At 70.7% G+C, this 16,747-nt stretch carries 16 protein-coding genes; all 16 read left to right on the forward strand.

Translation table 11 applies throughout. The annotated features are described in order from the left end of the window. The first annotated feature begins 81 nt into the window (after nt 1-81). The 16 genes from arc to ACFP3V_RS22100 all read left to right on the forward strand — a co-directional run bounded on the left by arc (nt 82) and on the right by ACFP3V_RS22100 (nt 16,528). Nucleotides 82-1,848 (forward strand): proteasome ATPase, encoded by a 1,767-nt coding sequence (gene arc, locus ACFP3V_RS22025; protein WP_380586064.1) that lies wholly within the window; start codon nt 82-84, stop codon nt 1,846-1,848. Between the two features lie 127 nt (nt 1,849-1,975). Beyond that, nucleotides 1,976-3,487, forward strand: coding sequence for a depupylase/deamidase Dop (gene dop / locus ACFP3V_RS22030; protein ID WP_380586066.1), 1,512 nt, complete (start codon nt 1,976-1,978; stop codon nt 3,485-3,487). Between the two features lie 219 nt (nt 3,488-3,706). Next, nucleotides 3,707-3,925: a ubiquitin-like protein Pup gene (locus ACFP3V_RS22035; RefSeq protein ID WP_380586068.1), complete on the forward strand. Its 219-nt coding sequence runs from the start codon at nt 3,707-3,709 to the stop codon at nt 3,923-3,925. Between the two features lie 153 nt (nt 3,926-4,078). Further along, nucleotides 4,079-4,921, forward strand: coding sequence for a proteasome subunit beta (prcB, locus tag ACFP3V_RS22040; RefSeq protein WP_380586070.1), 843 nt, complete (start codon nt 4,079-4,081; stop codon nt 4,919-4,921). 60 nt (nt 4,922-4,981) lie between these two features. After that, nucleotides 4,982-5,746 carry a proteasome subunit alpha gene (gene prcA, locus ACFP3V_RS22045; RefSeq protein WP_380586072.1) on the forward strand — a complete coding sequence of 255 codons (765 nt, stop codon included), beginning with the start codon at nt 4,982-4,984 and terminating at the stop codon, nt 5,744-5,746. A gap of 56 nt (nt 5,747-5,802) precedes the next feature. After that, nucleotides 5,803-7,164 carry a Pup--protein ligase gene (pafA, locus tag ACFP3V_RS22050; RefSeq protein WP_380586074.1) on the forward strand — a complete coding sequence of 454 codons (1,362 nt, stop codon included), beginning with the start codon at nt 5,803-5,805 and terminating at the stop codon, nt 7,162-7,164. Nucleotides 7,165-7,310: 146 nt separating this feature from the next. Continuing rightward, on the forward strand, nt 7,311-8,297 hold the full coding sequence (locus ACFP3V_RS22055) for an FKBP-type peptidyl-prolyl cis-trans isomerase (protein WP_380586076.1): 987 nt from the start codon (nt 7,311-7,313) through the stop codon (nt 8,295-8,297). Nucleotides 8,298-8,356: 59 nt separating this feature from the next. Then, a complete protein-coding gene (locus ACFP3V_RS22060) occupies nt 8,357-8,728 on the forward strand; it encodes an FKBP-type peptidyl-prolyl cis-trans isomerase (protein WP_380586077.1) in 372 nt (123 codons plus the stop codon). Nucleotides 8,729-8,935: 207 nt separating this feature from the next. Further along, entirely contained in the window at nt 8,936-9,925 is a 990-nt protein-coding gene (locus tag ACFP3V_RS22065; RefSeq protein WP_380586079.1) for a helix-turn-helix transcriptional regulator, read from the forward strand. Beyond that, the gene (locus ACFP3V_RS22070; RefSeq protein ID WP_380586269.1) at nt 9,922-10,872 is read left to right on the forward strand and encodes a helix-turn-helix transcriptional regulator; all 951 of its coding nucleotides are present in this window, start codon (nt 9,922-9,924) and stop codon (nt 10,870-10,872) included. The genes ACFP3V_RS22065 and ACFP3V_RS22070 overlap by 4 nt, the downstream gene beginning before the upstream one ends. Next, complete coding sequence (locus ACFP3V_RS22075; protein WP_380586080.1) at nt 10,869-11,102, forward strand: hypothetical protein; 234 nt, start codon at nt 10,869-10,871, stop codon at nt 11,100-11,102. Before ACFP3V_RS22070 ends, ACFP3V_RS22075 begins: the two co-directional genes overlap by 4 nt. 58 nt (nt 11,103-11,160) lie before the next feature. Then, nucleotides 11,161-11,379 (forward strand): hypothetical protein, encoded by a 219-nt coding sequence (locus tag ACFP3V_RS22080; RefSeq protein ID WP_380586082.1) that lies wholly within the window; start codon nt 11,161-11,163, stop codon nt 11,377-11,379. Between the two features lie 143 nt (nt 11,380-11,522). Further along, the gene (gene tatA, locus ACFP3V_RS22085; RefSeq protein WP_380586084.1) at nt 11,523-11,804 is read left to right on the forward strand and encodes a Sec-independent protein translocase subunit TatA; all 282 of its coding nucleotides are present in this window, start codon (nt 11,523-11,525) and stop codon (nt 11,802-11,804) included. Between the two features lie 94 nt (nt 11,805-11,898). Beyond that, complete coding sequence (tatC, locus tag ACFP3V_RS22090) at nt 11,899-12,861, forward strand: twin-arginine translocase subunit TatC (RefSeq protein ID WP_380586086.1); 963 nt, start codon at nt 11,899-11,901, stop codon at nt 12,859-12,861. Between the two features lie 128 nt (nt 12,862-12,989). Continuing rightward, a complete protein-coding gene (locus tag ACFP3V_RS22095; RefSeq protein WP_380586089.1) occupies nt 12,990-15,863 on the forward strand; it encodes a DEAD/DEAH box helicase in 2,874 nt (957 codons plus the stop codon). Between the two features lie 2 nt (nt 15,864-15,865). Further along, nucleotides 15,866-16,528 (forward strand): transglycosylase SLT domain-containing protein, encoded by a 663-nt coding sequence (locus tag ACFP3V_RS22100; protein WP_380586091.1) that lies wholly within the window; start codon nt 15,866-15,868, stop codon nt 16,526-16,528. The last annotated feature ends 219 nt before the right edge of the window (nt 16,529-16,747 follow it).

Below are 16,747 nucleotides of genomic sequence, written 5' to 3' on the forward strand. Positions count from 1 at the left end.
CTTTCTGATCTAGGGGTTTCAACACTCCCAGGCGCAGGTAGGGTCTGGAAGCGTTCAGCTCCCCCGGAGGAGGTGAGGACCGTGGCAGCCCACGATGACGACTACACCCGCGGCGGCAGGCCCGCACGGGGATCCGAGGAGACCAACGACCAGGTCTCGTTCCTCGAGCAGGAGATCGCTGTCCTGCGTCGCAAGCTCGCAGAATCGCCGCGCCACTCGAGGATCCTCGAGGAGCGGATCGTCGAACTGCAGACCAACCTGGCCGGGGTCACCGCCCAGAACGAGCGGCTCGCCTCCACACTGCGTGAGGCGCGCGACCAGATCGTCGCGCTCAAGGAGGAGGTCGACCGGCTGGCCCAGCCGCCGTCCGGCTTCGGCACCTTCCTCGACGCCGTCGAGGACGGCACCGCGGACATCTACACCGGTGGCCGCAAGCTCCGCGTCAACGTCAGCCCGTCCGTTCCGCTGGACGAGCTGCGCCGCGGGCAGGAGGTGCTGCTCAACGAGGCGCTCAACATCGTCGACGCGCTCGAGTTCGAGTCCATCGGCGACATCGTCACCCTCAAGGAGGTGCTCGAGGACGGCGAACGCGCCCTGGTCATCGGGCACACCGACGAGGAGCGCGTGGTCCGGCTCGCCGAGCCGCTGCGCGAGATCACGCTGCGTGCCGGCGACGCGCTGCTGCTGGAGCCGCGCTCGGGCTACGTCTACGAGGTCGTGCCCAAGAGCGAGGTGGAGGAGCTGGTCCTGGAGGAGGTCCCGGACATCTCCTACACCCAGATCGGCGGCCTGAGCGGGCAGATCGAGCAGATCCGCGACGCGGTCGAGCTGCCCTACCTGCACGCCGAGCTGTTCAAGGAGTACGAGCTGAGGCCGCCGAAGGGCGTGCTGCTCTACGGCCCGCCCGGCTGCGGCAAGACGCTGATCGCCAAGGCCGTGGCCAACTCGCTTGCCAAGAAGGTCGCCGAGGTCACCGGGCAGCCCCAGGGCAAGAGCTACTTCCTGAACATCAAGGGCCCCGAGCTGCTCAACAAGTACGTCGGCGAGACCGAGCGGCAGATCCGCCTGGTCTTCCAGCGGGCTCGCGAGAAGGCGAGTGAGGGCACCCCGGTCATCGTCTTCTTCGACGAGATGGAGTCCCTGTTCCGCACCCGCGGCTCGGGCGTCAGCTCGGACGTGGAGAACACGATCGTGCCCCAGCTCCTCGCCGAGATCGACGGCGTCGAGGGCCTGGAGAACGTCATCGTGATCGGCGCCTCCAACCGCGAGGACATGATCGACCCGGCGATCCTGCGGCCCGGCCGCCTGGACGTCAAGATCAAGATCGAGCGGCCGGACGCCGAGGCGGCCAAGGACATCTTCTCCAAGTACCTGAAGGCCTCGCTGCCGCTGCACCCGGACGACCTCAAGGAGCACGGCTCCTCCGAGGAGGCCACGGTCAGCGCCATGATCCAGGCGGTCGTGGAGCGGATGTACACGGAGTCCGAGGAGAACCGCTTCCTGGAGGTCACCTACGCCAACGGGGACAAGGAAGTCCTGTACTTCAAGGACTTCAACTCCGGTGCCATGATCCAGAACATCGTGGACCGGGCCAAGAAGATGGCCATCAAGGACTACCTGGACCACGGCCAGCGCGGTCTGCGCGTCTCCCACCTGCTCGCCGCCTGCGTCGACGAGTTCAAGGAGAACGAGGACCTGCCCAACACCACCAACCCCGACGACTGGGCCCGGATCTCCGGCAAGAAGGGCGAGCGGATCGTCTTCATCCGCACGCTGGTCACCGGGAAGCAGGGTGCCGAGTCCGGCCGTTCGATCGACACCGTGGCGAACACGGGCCAGTACCTGTAGCCCGGAGCCGACGGTATCCACCGACACGTAGCAGACTCGTAGCAACGCCAGAAGCACCCCGCCGTCCGGCTGCTGAAGCCCGTGGGCCCAGGCAGCCGGACGGTTCGCGTCTCACCAGGAGGGCCGCATGTCCGTACGGCGCGTCATGGGGATCGAGACGGAGTACGGGATCTCCGTCCCGGGCCACCCCAACGCCAATGCCATGCTCACCTCGTCCCAGGTGGTCAACGCCTACGCGGCGGCCATGCACCGGGCCCGGCGGGCCCGCTGGGACTTCGAGGAGGAGAATCCGCTGCGGGACGCGCGCGGCTTCGACCTGGCCCGTGACGCCGCGGACGCCAGCCAGCTGACCGACGAGGACATCGGCCTGGCCAACATCATCCTGACCAACGGCGCCCGCTTCTACGTGGACCACGCCCACCCCGAGTACAGCTCCCCTGAGGTCACCAACCCGCGGGACGCCGTGCTCTGGGACAAGGCCGGCGAGCGGATCATGGAGGAGGCCGCCCGGCGCGCCCTGGACCTGCCCGGCGGCCAGCAGATCCACCTGTACAAGAACAACACCGACAACAAGGGCGCCTCCTACGGCACCCACGAGAACTACCTGATGAAGCGCCAGACGCCGTTCGCGGACATCGTCCGGCACCTGACGCCGTTCTTCGTCTCCCGCCAGGTCGTCTGCGGCGCCGGCCGGGTGGGCCTGAACCAGGACGGCTCCGGCCAGGGCTTCCAGATCAGCCAGCGCGCCGACTACTTCGAGGTCGAGGTCGGCCTGGAGACCACGCTCAAGCGCCCCATCATCAACACCCGCGACGAGCCCCACGCCGACGCGGAGAAGTACCGCCGACTGCACGTCATCATCGGCGACGCCAACCTGTCCGAGATCTCGACCTACCTCAAGCTGGGCACGACCTCGCTGGTGCTGTCCATGATCGAGGACGGCTTCATCACCGTGGACCTGGCCGTGGACCAGCCGGTGCGCACCCTGCACCGGGTCTCCCACGACCCGGACCTGCAGGAGCTGGTCCAGCTGCGCAGCGGGCGGAAGCTGACGGCGGTTCAGCTGCAGATGGAGTACTGCGAGTTGGCCCGCAAGTTCGTCGAGGACCGCTACGGCGCCGACGCGGACGAGCAGACCCGGGAGATCCTGGACCGCTGGGAGGACGTCCTCGGCCGCCTGGAGCGCGATCCGATGAGCCTCAGCCGGCAGCTGGACTGGGTCGCCAAGCGCGAGATCCTGGAGGGCTACCGCAGCCGCGACGGCCTCGGCTGGGACGACGCCCGGCTGCAGCTGGTGGACCTGCAGTACAGCGACGTGCGCGAGGAGAAGGGCCTGTACAACCGCCTGGTGGCGCGCGGACGCTTCGAGCGGCTGCTGGAGGAGCCGCAGGTGCTGCGGGCCGCCCACAAGCCGCCGGAGGACACCCGCGCGTACTTCCGCGGCCGCTGCCTGGAGCAGTACGCCGAGCACGTGGCCGCGGCCTCCTGGGACTCCGTCATCTTCGACCTGCCGGGCCGGGACTCGCTGCAGCGGGTCCCGACGCTGGAGCCGCTGCGCGGCACCCGCAACCACGTCAAGGCGCTGCTCGACCGCTGCCGGACGGCGGAGGAGCTGGTCCGGGTGCTGTCCGGCGGCTGATCGTCCAAACTGCCGGGAACACCTGTTCAGCTCCGGGCGTAACTGGCTGTTGCGGGGGCTCACGAAGGGTGAAGTGCCCCGTTTCGGGCATCATCCCGGCAACGGCGACGTTGATCGGGGACAAGTGAAAACACGGGCGTGTGTCACACCCCGTGTATAGGGTCTGACCAGTAGTGCAAGACAGCGCACTCGGGCGCTTGAGAGATCGGGGTGAGGGCTATGGCGACCAAGGACACCGGCGGGGGCCAGCAGCGGTCCAACCGCTCCTCCGAAGAGATCGAAGAGCAGGACGCCGAGGCCGCGGAGGCCTCCGACCTCAAGGAGCGCAAGGAGAAGCTCGACGACGACGTGGACGCCGTCCTGAGCGACATCGACGAGATCCTCGAGAGCAATGCCGAGGACTTCGTGCGGAGCTATGTGCAGAAGGGCGGCGAGTAGGCGCGCCTCCGATCCGGAGGTGGGTCACCCCAGCTGAACCACAGTCCCTGAATCCGGGGGCGGAGCATGTGGATCACCAGCGGGAACCGGGTAGGGTCCGTGGCATCCGCAGCTTCGCCCCTTTCTTGCGGGGCTCGAACTGGAAGGGAACGTGTGGAAGCCAACACTCGTGGCACCGGGCGTCTACCGGCTGCCTTCTTGACGCCGGGGTCCTCCTCCTTCGTCGAGTTCCTCGGCGCGTACCAGCCGGAGCTGCTGCCCGGCAATCGCACGCTGCCGCCCGGGGCCGTCGTGGAGGCACCGCACGGCACCACGATCGTCGCGGCGACCTTCGCGGGGGGCGTGGTCCTGGCCGGTGACCGGCGGGCGACCATGGGCAACATCATCGCCCAGCGGGACATCGAGAAGGTCTTCCCCGCGGACGAGTACTCCGCGGTCGGCATCGCCGGCACCGCCGGCCTCGCCGTCGAGATGGTGCGCCTGTTCCAGCTGGAGCTGGAGCACTACGAGAAGATCGAGGGCACCCAGCTCTCCCTGGAGGGCAAGGCCAACCGCCTGACCACCATGATCCGGAGCAACCTCGGCATGGCCATGCAGGGCCTGGCCGTGGTCCCGCTCTTCGCCGGCTACGACCTGGACGAGGGCCGCGGCCGCATCTTCAGCTACGACGTCACCGGCGGGCGCTCCGAGGAGCACGGCTTCGCCGCCACCGGTTCCGGCTCGCTCTTCGCCAAGGGCTCGCTCAAGAAGCTCTACCGCTCCGACCTGGACGCGGAGCAGGCCGCCACCCTGGTCATCCAGGCGCTCTACGACGCCGCCGACGACGACTCCGCCACCGGCGGGCCCGACCTCTCCCGGCGCATCTTCCCCATCGTCTCCCTGATCACCGAGGACGGCTTCCGCCGCCTCTCCGACGCGGAGGTGGGGGAGTTGGCCCAGGAGATCGTCGGAGCCCGGCTGGAGCAGCCCAACGGCCCGCAGGCGCCCCTTCTCTGACGTACCGTCACCCATCAGCTCAGACTCGACGTCCACTACGACCAGAAGGGGCGACCGCCGGTGTCGACGCCGTTCTACGTCTCACCCCAGCAGGCCATGGCCGACCGCGCCGAGTACGCCCGCAAGGGCATCGCGCGCGGCCGCAGCGTGGTCGTGCTCACCTATGCCGACGGCATCGTCTTCGTCGCCGAGAACACCTCCCGGGCGCTGCACAAGGTGTCCGAGATCTACGACCGGATCGCCTTCGCCGCCGTCGGCCGCTACAACGAGTTCGAGAACCTGCGCATCGGCGGCGTCCGCTACGCCGACCTGCGCGGCTACTCCTACGACCGGGCCGACGTCAACGCCCGTGGCCTGGCGAACGTCTACGCGCAGACCCTGGGCACCATCTTCTCCTCGACCGGCGAGAAGCCGTACGAGGTCGAGCTCATCGTGGCCGAGGTCGGCAAGGGCCCCGAGGACAACCAGATCTACCGGCTCACGCCGGACGGCTCCGTGGTCGACGAGCACGGATCCGTTGCGGTGGGCGGCAGTTCGGAGTCCATCAGCCACTTCCTGGAGCAGCGCCACCAGGAGGGCATGTCCCTCTCCGAGGCGCTGAAGCTCGCGGTCGACGGCCTGGCCCGTGACCCGAACGGCGGACCGGCACGCACTCTGACGCCGGATCAGCTGGAGGTCGCGGTCCTCGACCGCAACCGGTTCCAGCAGCGCAAGTTCAAGCGGCTGCTGGGCGCCCAGCTCAGCAGGCTGCTCGCGGGTGACGAATCCGCCGCGACCGAGGACGAGGGCGACAAGCCCGCGCCCGAGGCCGACACGGAGGACTGAGCCGCACCAACCGCGAGCTCGGTTTCGCAGCAAGGCGGGAGGGTGAAACACACAGCATGGACCGCCGAATCTTCGGGCTGGAGAACGAGTACGGGGTCACCTGCACCTTCCGGGGACAGCGTCGGCTGTCCCCGGACGAGGTGGCCCGGTACCTCTTCCGCCGTGTGGTGTCTTGGGGCCGCAGCAGCAACGTCTTCCTGCGCAACGGCGCCCGGCTGTACCTCGACGTGGGCTCCCACCCGGAGTACGCCACCCCCGAGTGCGACGACGTCGCCGAACTGGTGACGCACGACAAGGCGGGTGAGCGGATCCTGGAGGGCCTGCTCGTGGACGCCGAACGCCGGCTGCACGAGGAGGGCATCGCCGGGGACGTCTACCTGTTCAAGAACAACACCGACTCCGCCGGGAACTCCTACGGCTGCCACGAGAACTACCTGGTGGCCCGGCACGGCGAGTTCTCCCGCCTGGCGGACATACTGATCCCGTTCCTGGTGACCCGTCAGCTCATCTGCGGGGCGGGCAAGGTGCTGCAGACGCCGCGCGGCGCGGTCTACTGCGTCAGCCAGCGCGCGGAGCACATCTGGGAGGGCGTCAGCTCCGCCACCACCCGTTCGCGGCCCATCATCAACACCCGCGACGAACCGCACGCGGACGCCGAGCGGTACCGCCGGCTGCACGTCATCGTCGGCGACTCCAACATGTCGGAGACCACCACCCTGCTCAAGGTGGGGGCGACCGACCTGGTCCTGCGGATGATCGAGGCCGGCACGGTGCTGCGGGACCTCACCCTGGAGAACCCGATCCGGGCCATCCGGGAGGTCAGCCACGACCTCACCGGGCTGCGCCAGGTCCGGCTCGCCAACGGCCGCGAGGCGAGCGCGTTGGAGATCCAGGAGGAGTACTTCCAGAAGGCCTCCGACTTCGCCGACGCCCGCGGCATCCGCTCCGGCACCGTGGCGCGGGTGCTGGACCTGTGGGGCCGCACTCTCGACGCCATCCGCACCGAGGACTGGGCCAAGGTGGACCGGGAGATCGACTGGGTGATGAAGTACCAGCTGATCGAGCGGTACCGCACCAAGCACGGGATGAGCATGTCGCACCCGCGGGTCGCCCAGATCGACCTCGCGTACCACGACATCCACCGCCGCCGCGGCCTGTACTACCTGCTGCAGAACCGCGGCCAGGCCGAGCGGGTGACCGACGACCTGCGGATCTTCGAGGCCAAGTCGGTGCCGCCGCAGACCACCCGGGCACGGCTGCGCGGCGACTTCATCCGCCGGGCCCAGGAGCAGCGGCGGGACTTCACCGTCGACTGGGTCCACCTCAAGCTGAACGACCAGGCGCAGCGCACCGTGCTGTGCAAGGACCCGTTCCGCTCGGTGGACGAGCGGGTGGAGAAGCTGATCGCCGGCATGTGAGCCGTCGAGCGGCCGTGACATGTGACGCTTGGGTCACTTTGCCCCGTCAATTGGGGACACAGTGGCCCAAGCGTTACGTCCTTCGGGAGCGAATGGCCATAGAGTGGCGCGGACCGAGCCAGTTCTCCCACTCCTAAGGACCACCCGTGCGCCGACTTGCCGCCGCGCTGCTGATCGTGCCCGCGCTGCTGCTCACCAGCTGCAGCAGCGGTTCCAAGGCGAAGTCCGCCGACGCGGCCACTTCCAGCCCGTCCGCCTCGGCCGCCGCGACGGCCGTGCCGAAGTCCGTGGACTCCGCGGCCAACATGCCCGTCGTCGGCGGCACCTTCGCGAAGAGCGCGACGCTGACGGTGAAGGGCAAGCCAGGCTCCGAGTTCGTGGTCCACACCGTCACCGAGGGCACCGGCGCCACCGTCGGCGCCGACGACTACGCGGTGGCGGACGTGCTGGTGAAGGACTGGACCTCGGGCAAGACGGTCAGCGACTCCTACGCCAACAAGTCGCCGCTGGTGTCCAAGCCGTCCACCATGATCGCTTCCCTCAAGGAGGCGCTGCAGGGCCACAAGGTCGGCAGCCGCGTCGTCGTGATCGCGCCGCCCGCCACCGCCGCCGCGCAGCTCTCCTCGGGTTCCACGCTCGGCATCAAGGCCACGGACACCCTGGCCATGGTCGTCGACATCACCGCCACCGTCCCCAGCGACGGCCAGGTGACGGGCGCTCAGGCGGCGGTCCCGGCGGGCCTGCCGGCGGTGGAGTCCCCGGCCAAGCAGCCTGCCAAGATCACCATCCCCAAGGGCGCCAAGGCCCCGACGGACCTCAAGACGGTCGTCCTGGTCAAGGGCAACGGCCCGAAGGTGGAGGCCGGCCAGACCATCGTCGCCCAGTACACCGGCGTCACCTGGGCCGACGGCAAGACCTTCGACTCGTCCTGGAAGCACTCCGGCGCGTTCAGCACGCCGATCGGGACCGGCCAGGTCATCTCCGGCTGGGACAAGGGCCTGGTCGGCCAGACCGTCGGCTCCCGCGTCGAGCTGGTGATCCCGCCGTCCCTGGGCTACAAGGACCAGGCGCAGCAGGGGATTCCGGCCAACTCCACGCTGGTGTTCGTCATCGACATCCTGGCCGCCGCGTAACGTAGGGGCTGACGGCCCCGCCGCAGGGCGCGGCCGCACCGACTGAGGAGAGCACAACCTTGAGCATCGAGAAGCCGGAGATCGACTTCCCGGGTGGCGAGGCCCCGACCGAGCTCGTCGTCCGCGACATCTGGGAGGGCGACGGCGCCGAGGCGAAGGCCGGCGACAACGTGAGCGTCCACTACGTCGGCGTCGCCTTCAGCACCGGCGAGGAGTTCGACGCGAGCTGGAACCGCGGTGCGCCGCTGCGCTTCAAGCTGGGCGTCGGCCAGGTCATCGCCGGCTGGGACCAGGGCGTCCAGGGCATGAAGGTCGGCGGCCGCCGTGAGCTGGTCATCCCGGCCCACCTGGCCTACGGCAACCGCGGCGCGGGCAACGTGATCAAGCCCGGCGAGACCCTCATCTTCGTCGTGGACCTGCTCGGCGTCTGACCGAGGGCCCCGCCAGGGGCGCGAAGAACTGCGCGAGCAACCGACCACCCGGGGAGGTGGGCCGCCCAATGCAGCGGCCGGACCTCCCCGGGTGGTGTGTTTTCGCGGTGGGGGTACCTCCCACCCTTCGGGTGGGGGACCCTCGCGCCCCTGACGGGGCTGGTACGGTCGGATGCGCAGCTGAAGAGCGTGGGGAGAGTGGGGCTGATGGCCATCGCCAAATCGGAGCGGTTGATGAACCTCGCCCTCTGCCTGATGAACACCAAGCGCCCCCTCAGCAAGCGTGAACTCCGGGACACCATCGAGGCGTACCGCGAGGGCGGGGACAGCATCTCCGACGACTCCTTCAACCGCATGTTCGAGCGGGACAAGGACGATCTGCGTGAACTCGGCCTGGTCATCGACGTCGTGGAGAATCCGCTCGACGGCGAGCTCGGCTACCTCGCCCGCCGTGACCGCAACCGGCTCCCCGAGATCCACCTCGACGCCGAGGAGGCCGCCGCGCTGAGCCTCGCCGCAGGCGTCTGGCAGCAGGCCCGGCTCGCCGGCGCCGCGAGCGGCGCCCTGCAGAAGCTGCGCGCCGCGGGTGTCCTCGAGGACGACAACCCCGCCTCCGCGCTGACCGCGCTGGAGCCGCGGATCCCCGCTCGGGAAGCCGCGTTCGAGCCGCTGCTCGCCGCCGCCCGGGAGCGACGGCCCGTCAGTTTCGACTACCGCAAGTCCGGCGCCGCCCAGTCCGAGCCGCGTACGGTCGAGCCCTGGGCGCTGGAGTTCTGGCACGGCCACTGGTACCTCGCCGCGTGGGACCGCGACCGCAGCGCGCCGCGCGTGTTCCGGCTCAGCCGGATCACCGGCAAGGTCCGCACCCGCCCCGGCGGCTTCACCGCCGAGGTGCCCGACCACGTCGACGTCCGCCAGAACGTCGCCCGCTTCGCGGGGGAGGGGGCCACCAGCACCGCCGTGATCCGGCTGCGTCGCGGCGCGGCCTTCCCGCTGCGCAACCGGGCGCTGCGCGCCGAGCCGGTGGACGCCGAGTGGGACGAGCTGGAGATCCCCTACGGTCACGGACTCGCCGCCGACCTGCTGGAGTTCGGCCCCGCCGTGGTCGTGCTCGCCCCCGCCGACCTGCGCGCCGACGTCATCGCCCGGCTCCGGGCCGTGGCGGGGGTCGGCGCCGAACCGCTCGTGGAGTCCTGATGAGCACCGCCATCGACCAGACCCGCCGCATGCTCTCCCTGGTCACCTACCTGCGCGAGCGCCCGGGCGCCCGGGTCAGCGAGGTCGCCCGCGCCTTCGGGGTGAGTGAGCGTCAACTCCGCGGCGACCTCAGCGTGCTGCCCATGTGCGGCACCAGCTTCCGCGGCGGCGACCTGCTGGACATCGAGTCCGACGGCGAGCGGATCTGGTGGCACAACCCGGACGACGTCGCCCAGCCGCTGCGCTTGGCCGCCGACGAGGCCACCTCGCTGCTCGTCGCGGCCCGCGCCGTCGCCAAGCTCCCGGGTCTGCGCGACCGCGACCGCGAGGCGCTCACCCGGGCCGTCGCCAAGCTGGAGGCCGCCGCCGTGGACGCCGCCGACGGCAGCGCCCGGGTCGGCGTCACCTTCGAGGCCGAGGGCGACGTCTTCGCCGAGGCCGACCGCGCGCTGACCGAGCGGCGGCGGCTGTGGATCCAGTACTACGTGCCGGGCCGCGGCGAGTTGACGGAGCGTGAGGTCGACCCGATCCGCCTGGTCACCGAGGGGCACACCTACCTCGAGGCCTGGTGCCGGCTGTCCGAGGACCGCCGGATCTTCCGGCTGGACCGGATCGCCGAGATCAAGGTGCTCGACACGCCCGCCGACCCGCCGCCCCTCGAACTGCGGGACCTGTCCGAGGGCCTGGTCCGGCCCGCCGCCGACGACCCGCTGGTCGTCGTCGAGGTCGGCCCCGCGGGGCGCTGGGTGAGCGAGTACTACCCGCACGAGAGCGCCGAGGAGCTGCCCGACGGCGGCCTGCGGATCGGCCTGCGCAGCCCCGACCCGGCCGGGCTGCTGCGCCTCGCGCTGCGCCTCGGAGCGGACGGCCGGATCACCGAGCCCGCCGAACTCGCCGAGCAGGCCCGCCGCACCGCAGCCGAGGCGCTCGCGGGATACGCCGAGTGAGCACCGCGCCCGGCACCCGCTTCCGGGCCTCCTGCACCTCCTGCCGCACGGTCGCCGAACTGGGGGCGGAGGCCTTCCGGCTGGCCTTGGGCCGCACCCGGGAGCGCACCTTCTACTCCTTCACCTGCCCGAGCTGCGGCACCGCCGTCCGCAAGCCGGCGGGGGAGCGGATCGTGGCGGCGCTCACCGGCGCGGGCGTGCGCACCATGCAGCTGCACCTCGGCCAGTAGGGGCCACGGCGCCGCGCCTTGGCCAGGAGCGGCCACGGGTGGTCAGTAGGATCGCGGCATGCCGTGGAACATCCTCGCCGCCGTGACCCTGGCCACCGCCGGACTCCTCGTCCTCGGGGTGCTCGGGCTGCGCGCCTGGGCGGAGGCGCAGCGCCTGTCCCGCACGCTGGACGCCTGTGCCCGCAGGCTGGCCGGGTCCGGGCGGGACGTCGAGCGCTCGGCGGAGCAGCTCGCGCGACAGGCGGCGTTCACCGGGGCGCAAGTAAGGCGACCCTAATCTGCACGTACCATCGAGTGGGGCCGGGCGACGCCACATTGTCGAATCGCCGTCGAAGTGGCAACAGCCGGCTCCGCACTATGGAGCCGCCGTGATCCGGATGCGTATCATCGGCGCAGAGAACCCGACGAAGAGGAATCACCATGCTCGAGAACCGCGCGCTGGAAATCATCATTATTGCGGTCATCGTGCTGCTGCTGTTCGGCGCGAAGCGACTGCCCGACTCGGCGCGCGCCCTCGGCAAGTCGCTGCGCATCCTCAAGTCGGAGGTCGGCGCGATGAAGGACGACAAGAAGGACGCCGCCGCCCCGACCACCGTCCCCTCCACCGCCGAGGAGACGGCCCCGCCGAAGACCATCTCCGCCGCCCCCGGTGAGACCGCCGCAGCGCGTCCGGTCGAGGACAAGCAGCCCACCGCCAACTGAGGCGTCAAGGGCATTCCAGGAGGCGGGCCCTGACAGCCCGTCACCTCCGCACGCACGGGCCGACCACAGAACTCGCAGGGACAGAAGCCGCACGGTGAGCGACACCCAGAAACGGCGCAAGCCGCCGAAGAACGACGACGGCCGGATGCCGCTCGCCGACCATCTCCGCGAACTGCGGTACCGGCTGCTCGTCTCCGTCGCCGCGCTGCTGGTGACCACGGTCGTGGGCTGGCTGATCCACGACTGGCTGATCCACCAGCTGACCGGCCCGCTGTGCAACCTCAAGGGCGTCCACGGCATCGGTCAGCCCACGGCCGAGTGCCGCAACGGCGTGCTCTACAACGACGGCCCGCTGGCCGGCCTGTCGCTCAGCTTCAAGATCTCGATGATGGCCGGCTTCGTGCTGGCCGCCCCGGTCTGGAGCTACCAGCTGTGGGCCTTCGTCGCGCCCGGCCTGTACAAGAAGGAGAAGAAGTACGGCCTGGGGTTCGTCCTCGCCGCCGTGCCGCTCTTCGCGGGCGGCGCCTTCCTGGCGTACGCGATCTTCCCCAAGGCGATGCAGATCCTGCTGAGCTTCAACCCGGGCAACTTCGCCACCGCCATGCAGGGCTCGGCCTTCCTCGACTTCTTCCTGCGCATGGTGCTGGTCTTCGGGCTCTCCTTCGAGATCCCGCTGCTGCTGGTGCTGCTCAACTTCCTCGGCGTCGTCAGCTCCCAGCGGCTGCGCGGCTGGTGGCGCATCGCGATCTTCGCGATCTTCGTCTTCTCGGCGATCGCCACGCCGACCGGCGACCCGCTGACGATGACCGTGCTGGCCGTCCCGATCTGCGTGCTGTACCTGCTGGCGGTCCTGGTCGCCACCGTCCACGACAAGGCCCGGGAGCGCCGCCGCCAGGTCGAGGACCCGGACCACTACCTCGACGACGACCAGGCCTCCACGCTCGACACCACGCCGTCGGACCTGTCCGCCGAGGGCATCGGCATCCCGGAGCCCGTCAACGCCTCCGAGCTGGCCGCCGCCGAGCCGATGGTCTACCACCCCGACGACGTCACCTGACGCCCCGACAGGTTCCACCGCCGATTCCGCTGGTCGCCGGTTCTCGCCGGTTCCCCGGACCGCCGATTTCCCGGTCGGGCAAATCCTGAGGTCGACTGTCAGCCCCGACGGGTACGCTCTGAGCTGAGATGACGAACCCGACTGCTCCCGACTTCGAAGAGCTGAGTCCCGCCGAGCGCTACGCCGCCTCCCGGCGGCGGGCGCAGGAGGAAGCGACCGCTCTGCACGCCTTCCGGCAGCTGTACGACTTCCCCTTGGACCCCTTCCAGGTCGAGGCCTGCCAGGCCCTGGAGGCCGGGGAGGGCGTGCTGGTCGCCGCCCCCACCGGCTCCGGCAAGACCATCGTCGGCGAGTTCGCGGTGCACCTGGCGCTGGCCCAGGGCCGCAAGTGCTTCTACACCACGCCGATCAAGGCCCTGTCCAACCAGAAGTTCCAGGACCTGGTGAAGCGCTACGGCGCCGACAAGGTCGGCCTGCTGACCGGCGACAACACCATCAACAGCGAGGCGCCGGTGGTCGTGATGACCACGGAGGTGCTGCGGAACATGCTCTACGCGAGCTCGCAGACCCTCTCCGGCCTCGCCTACGTGGTCATGGACGAGGTGCACTACCTCGCCGACCGCTTCCGCGGCGCCGTCTGGGAGGAGGTCATCATCCACCTCCCCGAGTCGGTCACCCTGGTCTCCCTCTCCGCGACGGTCTCCAACGCCGAGGAGTTCGGCGACTGGCTGGACACCGTCCGCGGCAACACCAAGGTCATCGTCTCGGAGCACCGGCCGGTGCCGCTGTGGCAGCACGTGCTCGCCGGGCACCGGATGTACGACCTGTTCACCACCCGCGTGGCCGAGGAGCGGGCCTCCGGGCGCAAGCGCGAGGGCGGCCGCGGCGGCGAGGCCGACGTCAACCCGGAGCTGGTCCGGCTGGCCCGGGCCGAGGCGGACCGGCGCAGCTACGGCCGGGGCGGCGGCTTCGAGCGCCGTGGCCGCGGCCGTAAGCAGTTCGCCAACGGCCGCCCCGGGCGGGCCTGGACGCCCAGCCGCGTCGAGGTCATCGACCGGCTCGACGCCGAGGGGCTGCTGCCCGCGATCACCTTCATCTTCAGCCGCTCCGGCTGCGAGGCCGCCGTCCAGCAGTGCCTCTACGCCGGGCTGCGGCTCAACTCCGACGCCGAACGCGCCGAGGTCCGCGAGATCGTCGAGGCGCGCACCGCCGCGATCCCCGCCGAGGACCTGCACGTGCTCGGCTACTTCGAGTGGCTCGACGGGCTGGAGCGCGGCATCGCCGCCCACCACGCCGGAATGCTCCCCACCTTCAAGGAGGTTGTCGAGGAGCTGTTCCAACGCGGCCTGGTGAAGGCGGTGTTCGCGACCGAGACGTTGGCACTCGGCATCAACATGCCGGCCCGCTCCGTCGTCATGGAGAAGCTGGTCAAGTGGAACGGCGAGACCCACGCCGACGTCACCCCCGGCGAGTACACCCAGCTGACCGGCCGCGCCGGGCGGCGCGGCATCGACGTCGAGGGCCACGCCGTGGTGCTGTGGCAGCCGGGGCTCGACCCGGCCGCCCTGGCCGGACTGGCCGGCACCCGCACCTATCCGCTGCGGTCGTCGTTCAAGCCGTCCTACAACATGGCGGTCAACCTGGTCGGCCAGTTCGGCCGGCACACCGCCCGCGAGCTGCTGGAGACCTCCTTCGCGCAGTTCCAGGCCGACCGCTCCGTCGTCGGCATCGCCCGGCAGGTGCAGCGGAACGAGGAGGGCCTCGCCGGTTACCGCGAAGCGGTCGAGTGCCATCTCGGCGACTTCCAGGAGTACATGGGCCTGCGGCGGCAGCTGAAGGAGCGGGAGAACCTCCTCGCCCGCGAGGGCGCCGCGCAGCGCCGGGCCTCCGCCGCGGACTCGCTCGAGAAGCTGCGCCCCGGTGACATCATCCACGTGCCGACCGGCCGATTCGCCGGTCTGGCCCTGGTCCTGGACCCTGGCCTGCCCCCGGTCAGCCGGCACGGCACCCGCCACGGCGGGGCGGACTGGGACGGGCCGCGGCCTGTGGTGCTGACGGCAGAACGGCAGGTCAAGCGCCTGCAGATGATGGACTTCCCGGTCCCGGTCAGCCCGATCGACCGGATGCGGATCCCCAAGTCCTTCAACCCGCGCAGTCCGCAGTCCCGCCGGGACCTCGCCTCGGCGCTGCGCAGCAAGGCCGGGCACGTCGAGCCCGGCCGGGTCCGCAAGGGCCGCTCCGCCGCCGCGGACGATCCCGAACTCGCCCGGCTGCGGCAGGAGTTGCGGGCCCACCCGTGCCACGGCTGCGACGAGCGCGAGGACCACGCCCGCTGGGCCGAGCGCTACGAGCGGCTCAAGCGCGACACCGAGCAGCTGGAGCGCCGGATGCGCTCGCGCACCCACACCATCGCCCGCACCTTCGACCGGGTCTGCGCGCTGCTCGCCGAGCTCGACTACCTGGAGGGCGACACCGTCACCGACCACGGCCGCCGTCTCGGCCGCCTCTACGGCGACCTGGACCTGCTCGCCTCCGAGTGCCTGCGCGCGGGCGTCTGGGAGGAGCTGAGCCCGGCCGAGCTCGCCGCCTGCGCCTCGGCGCTGGTCTACGAGTCGCGGCGCGGCGACGACGAGGGCGGCGCGCCGAAGGTGCCCGCGGGCCGCGCGCAGGAGGCGCTCGGCGAGATGGTCCGCATCTGGGGCGTCATCGACGACCTGGAGGACCAGCACAAGCTCTCCAGCATGGACAACTGGGGCAAGCGGGACCCCGATCTGGGCTTCGCCTGGACCGCCTTCGAGTGGGCGAGCGGCAAGTCCCTGGACGCGGTGCTGCGCGAGGCCGACATGCCGGCCGGCGACTTCGTCCGCTGGACCCGCCAGCTCATCGACGTCCTCGGCCAGATCACGGACGCCGCCCCGGCGGAGGGCACGGTGCGGCAGAACGCCCGCAAGGCCGTCGACGCGATCAGGCGGGGCATCATCGCCTACTCCTCGGTGGGCTGACGGTGCGTCGGGTCGGGCTGTGGGTGGCGGCCGCGGCCGCCGTGCTGCTGGCGTCCTGCTCGCTGTCCGGCAAGTCCGGCTCGGACGCTGGGGCTTCGGCCTCCGCGTCGCCGTCCGCGTCGCACGGGGCAGGGACGCCGTCGCCCTCCGCCTCGGCGTCCCCGGGCGGCTGGTACACCGGCAGCTACACCCCGGCCCAGTTCGCCGCCCAGGTCAAGGCCCGGGCCAAGGAGGCCGGGGTGGACGCGCAGCTGGTGATGGCGGTCCTCTACAACGAGGACTACAAGCCGCACGACCCCGCCTTCGAGCGGCAGTGGCAGAAGATCAAGCCGGACGCCGCCTTCGGCATCGCCAACATGCACCGGGCCACCTTCGACGGGGTGAAGGCGGGCCGCCCGTTCGCCCAGCGCCGCTGGGAGGAGCTGCCCGACGACCCGGACCTGGCGATCCGGGCCGAGGCCTGGTACCTGCACGACCTCGCCCGGCAACTGCCCGCCCAGCACGTCGCCTCGCTGACCCGCGACGAGCTGCTGGCCCTCGGCTACAACACCGGCCCGGGCAATATGCGCGCCTTCGCGCGCGGCGTGAAGCCCGGCCCGCAGGCACAGGACTACCTGGACCGGCTGCGCTCGAACTGGAAGAAGGCCGGCCAGGACGTGGCCTGAGCCCGAATCCGGCTGGCCAGAACGTGGCCTGAGCCCGAACCCGGCCGGGCGCGATGTCGCCCGAGCCCGAACCCGGCCGGCCAGGACGTGGCCTGAGCCCGAACCCGGCCGCGAGACCTGGCAGACGGGCTCCGTTCGGCGTCCCGTCCCGGTGCCGGACCTCTCCCCACCGCCCGCTGCAGGCGCTAGGCTGCCGCATGACGCGATATAGCGTATTGA

Source organism: Streptacidiphilus monticola (assembly GCF_042658505.1).
GTDB classification, from domain to species: Bacteria; Actinomycetota; Actinomycetes; order Streptomycetales; family Streptomycetaceae; genus Streptacidiphilus; species Streptacidiphilus monticola.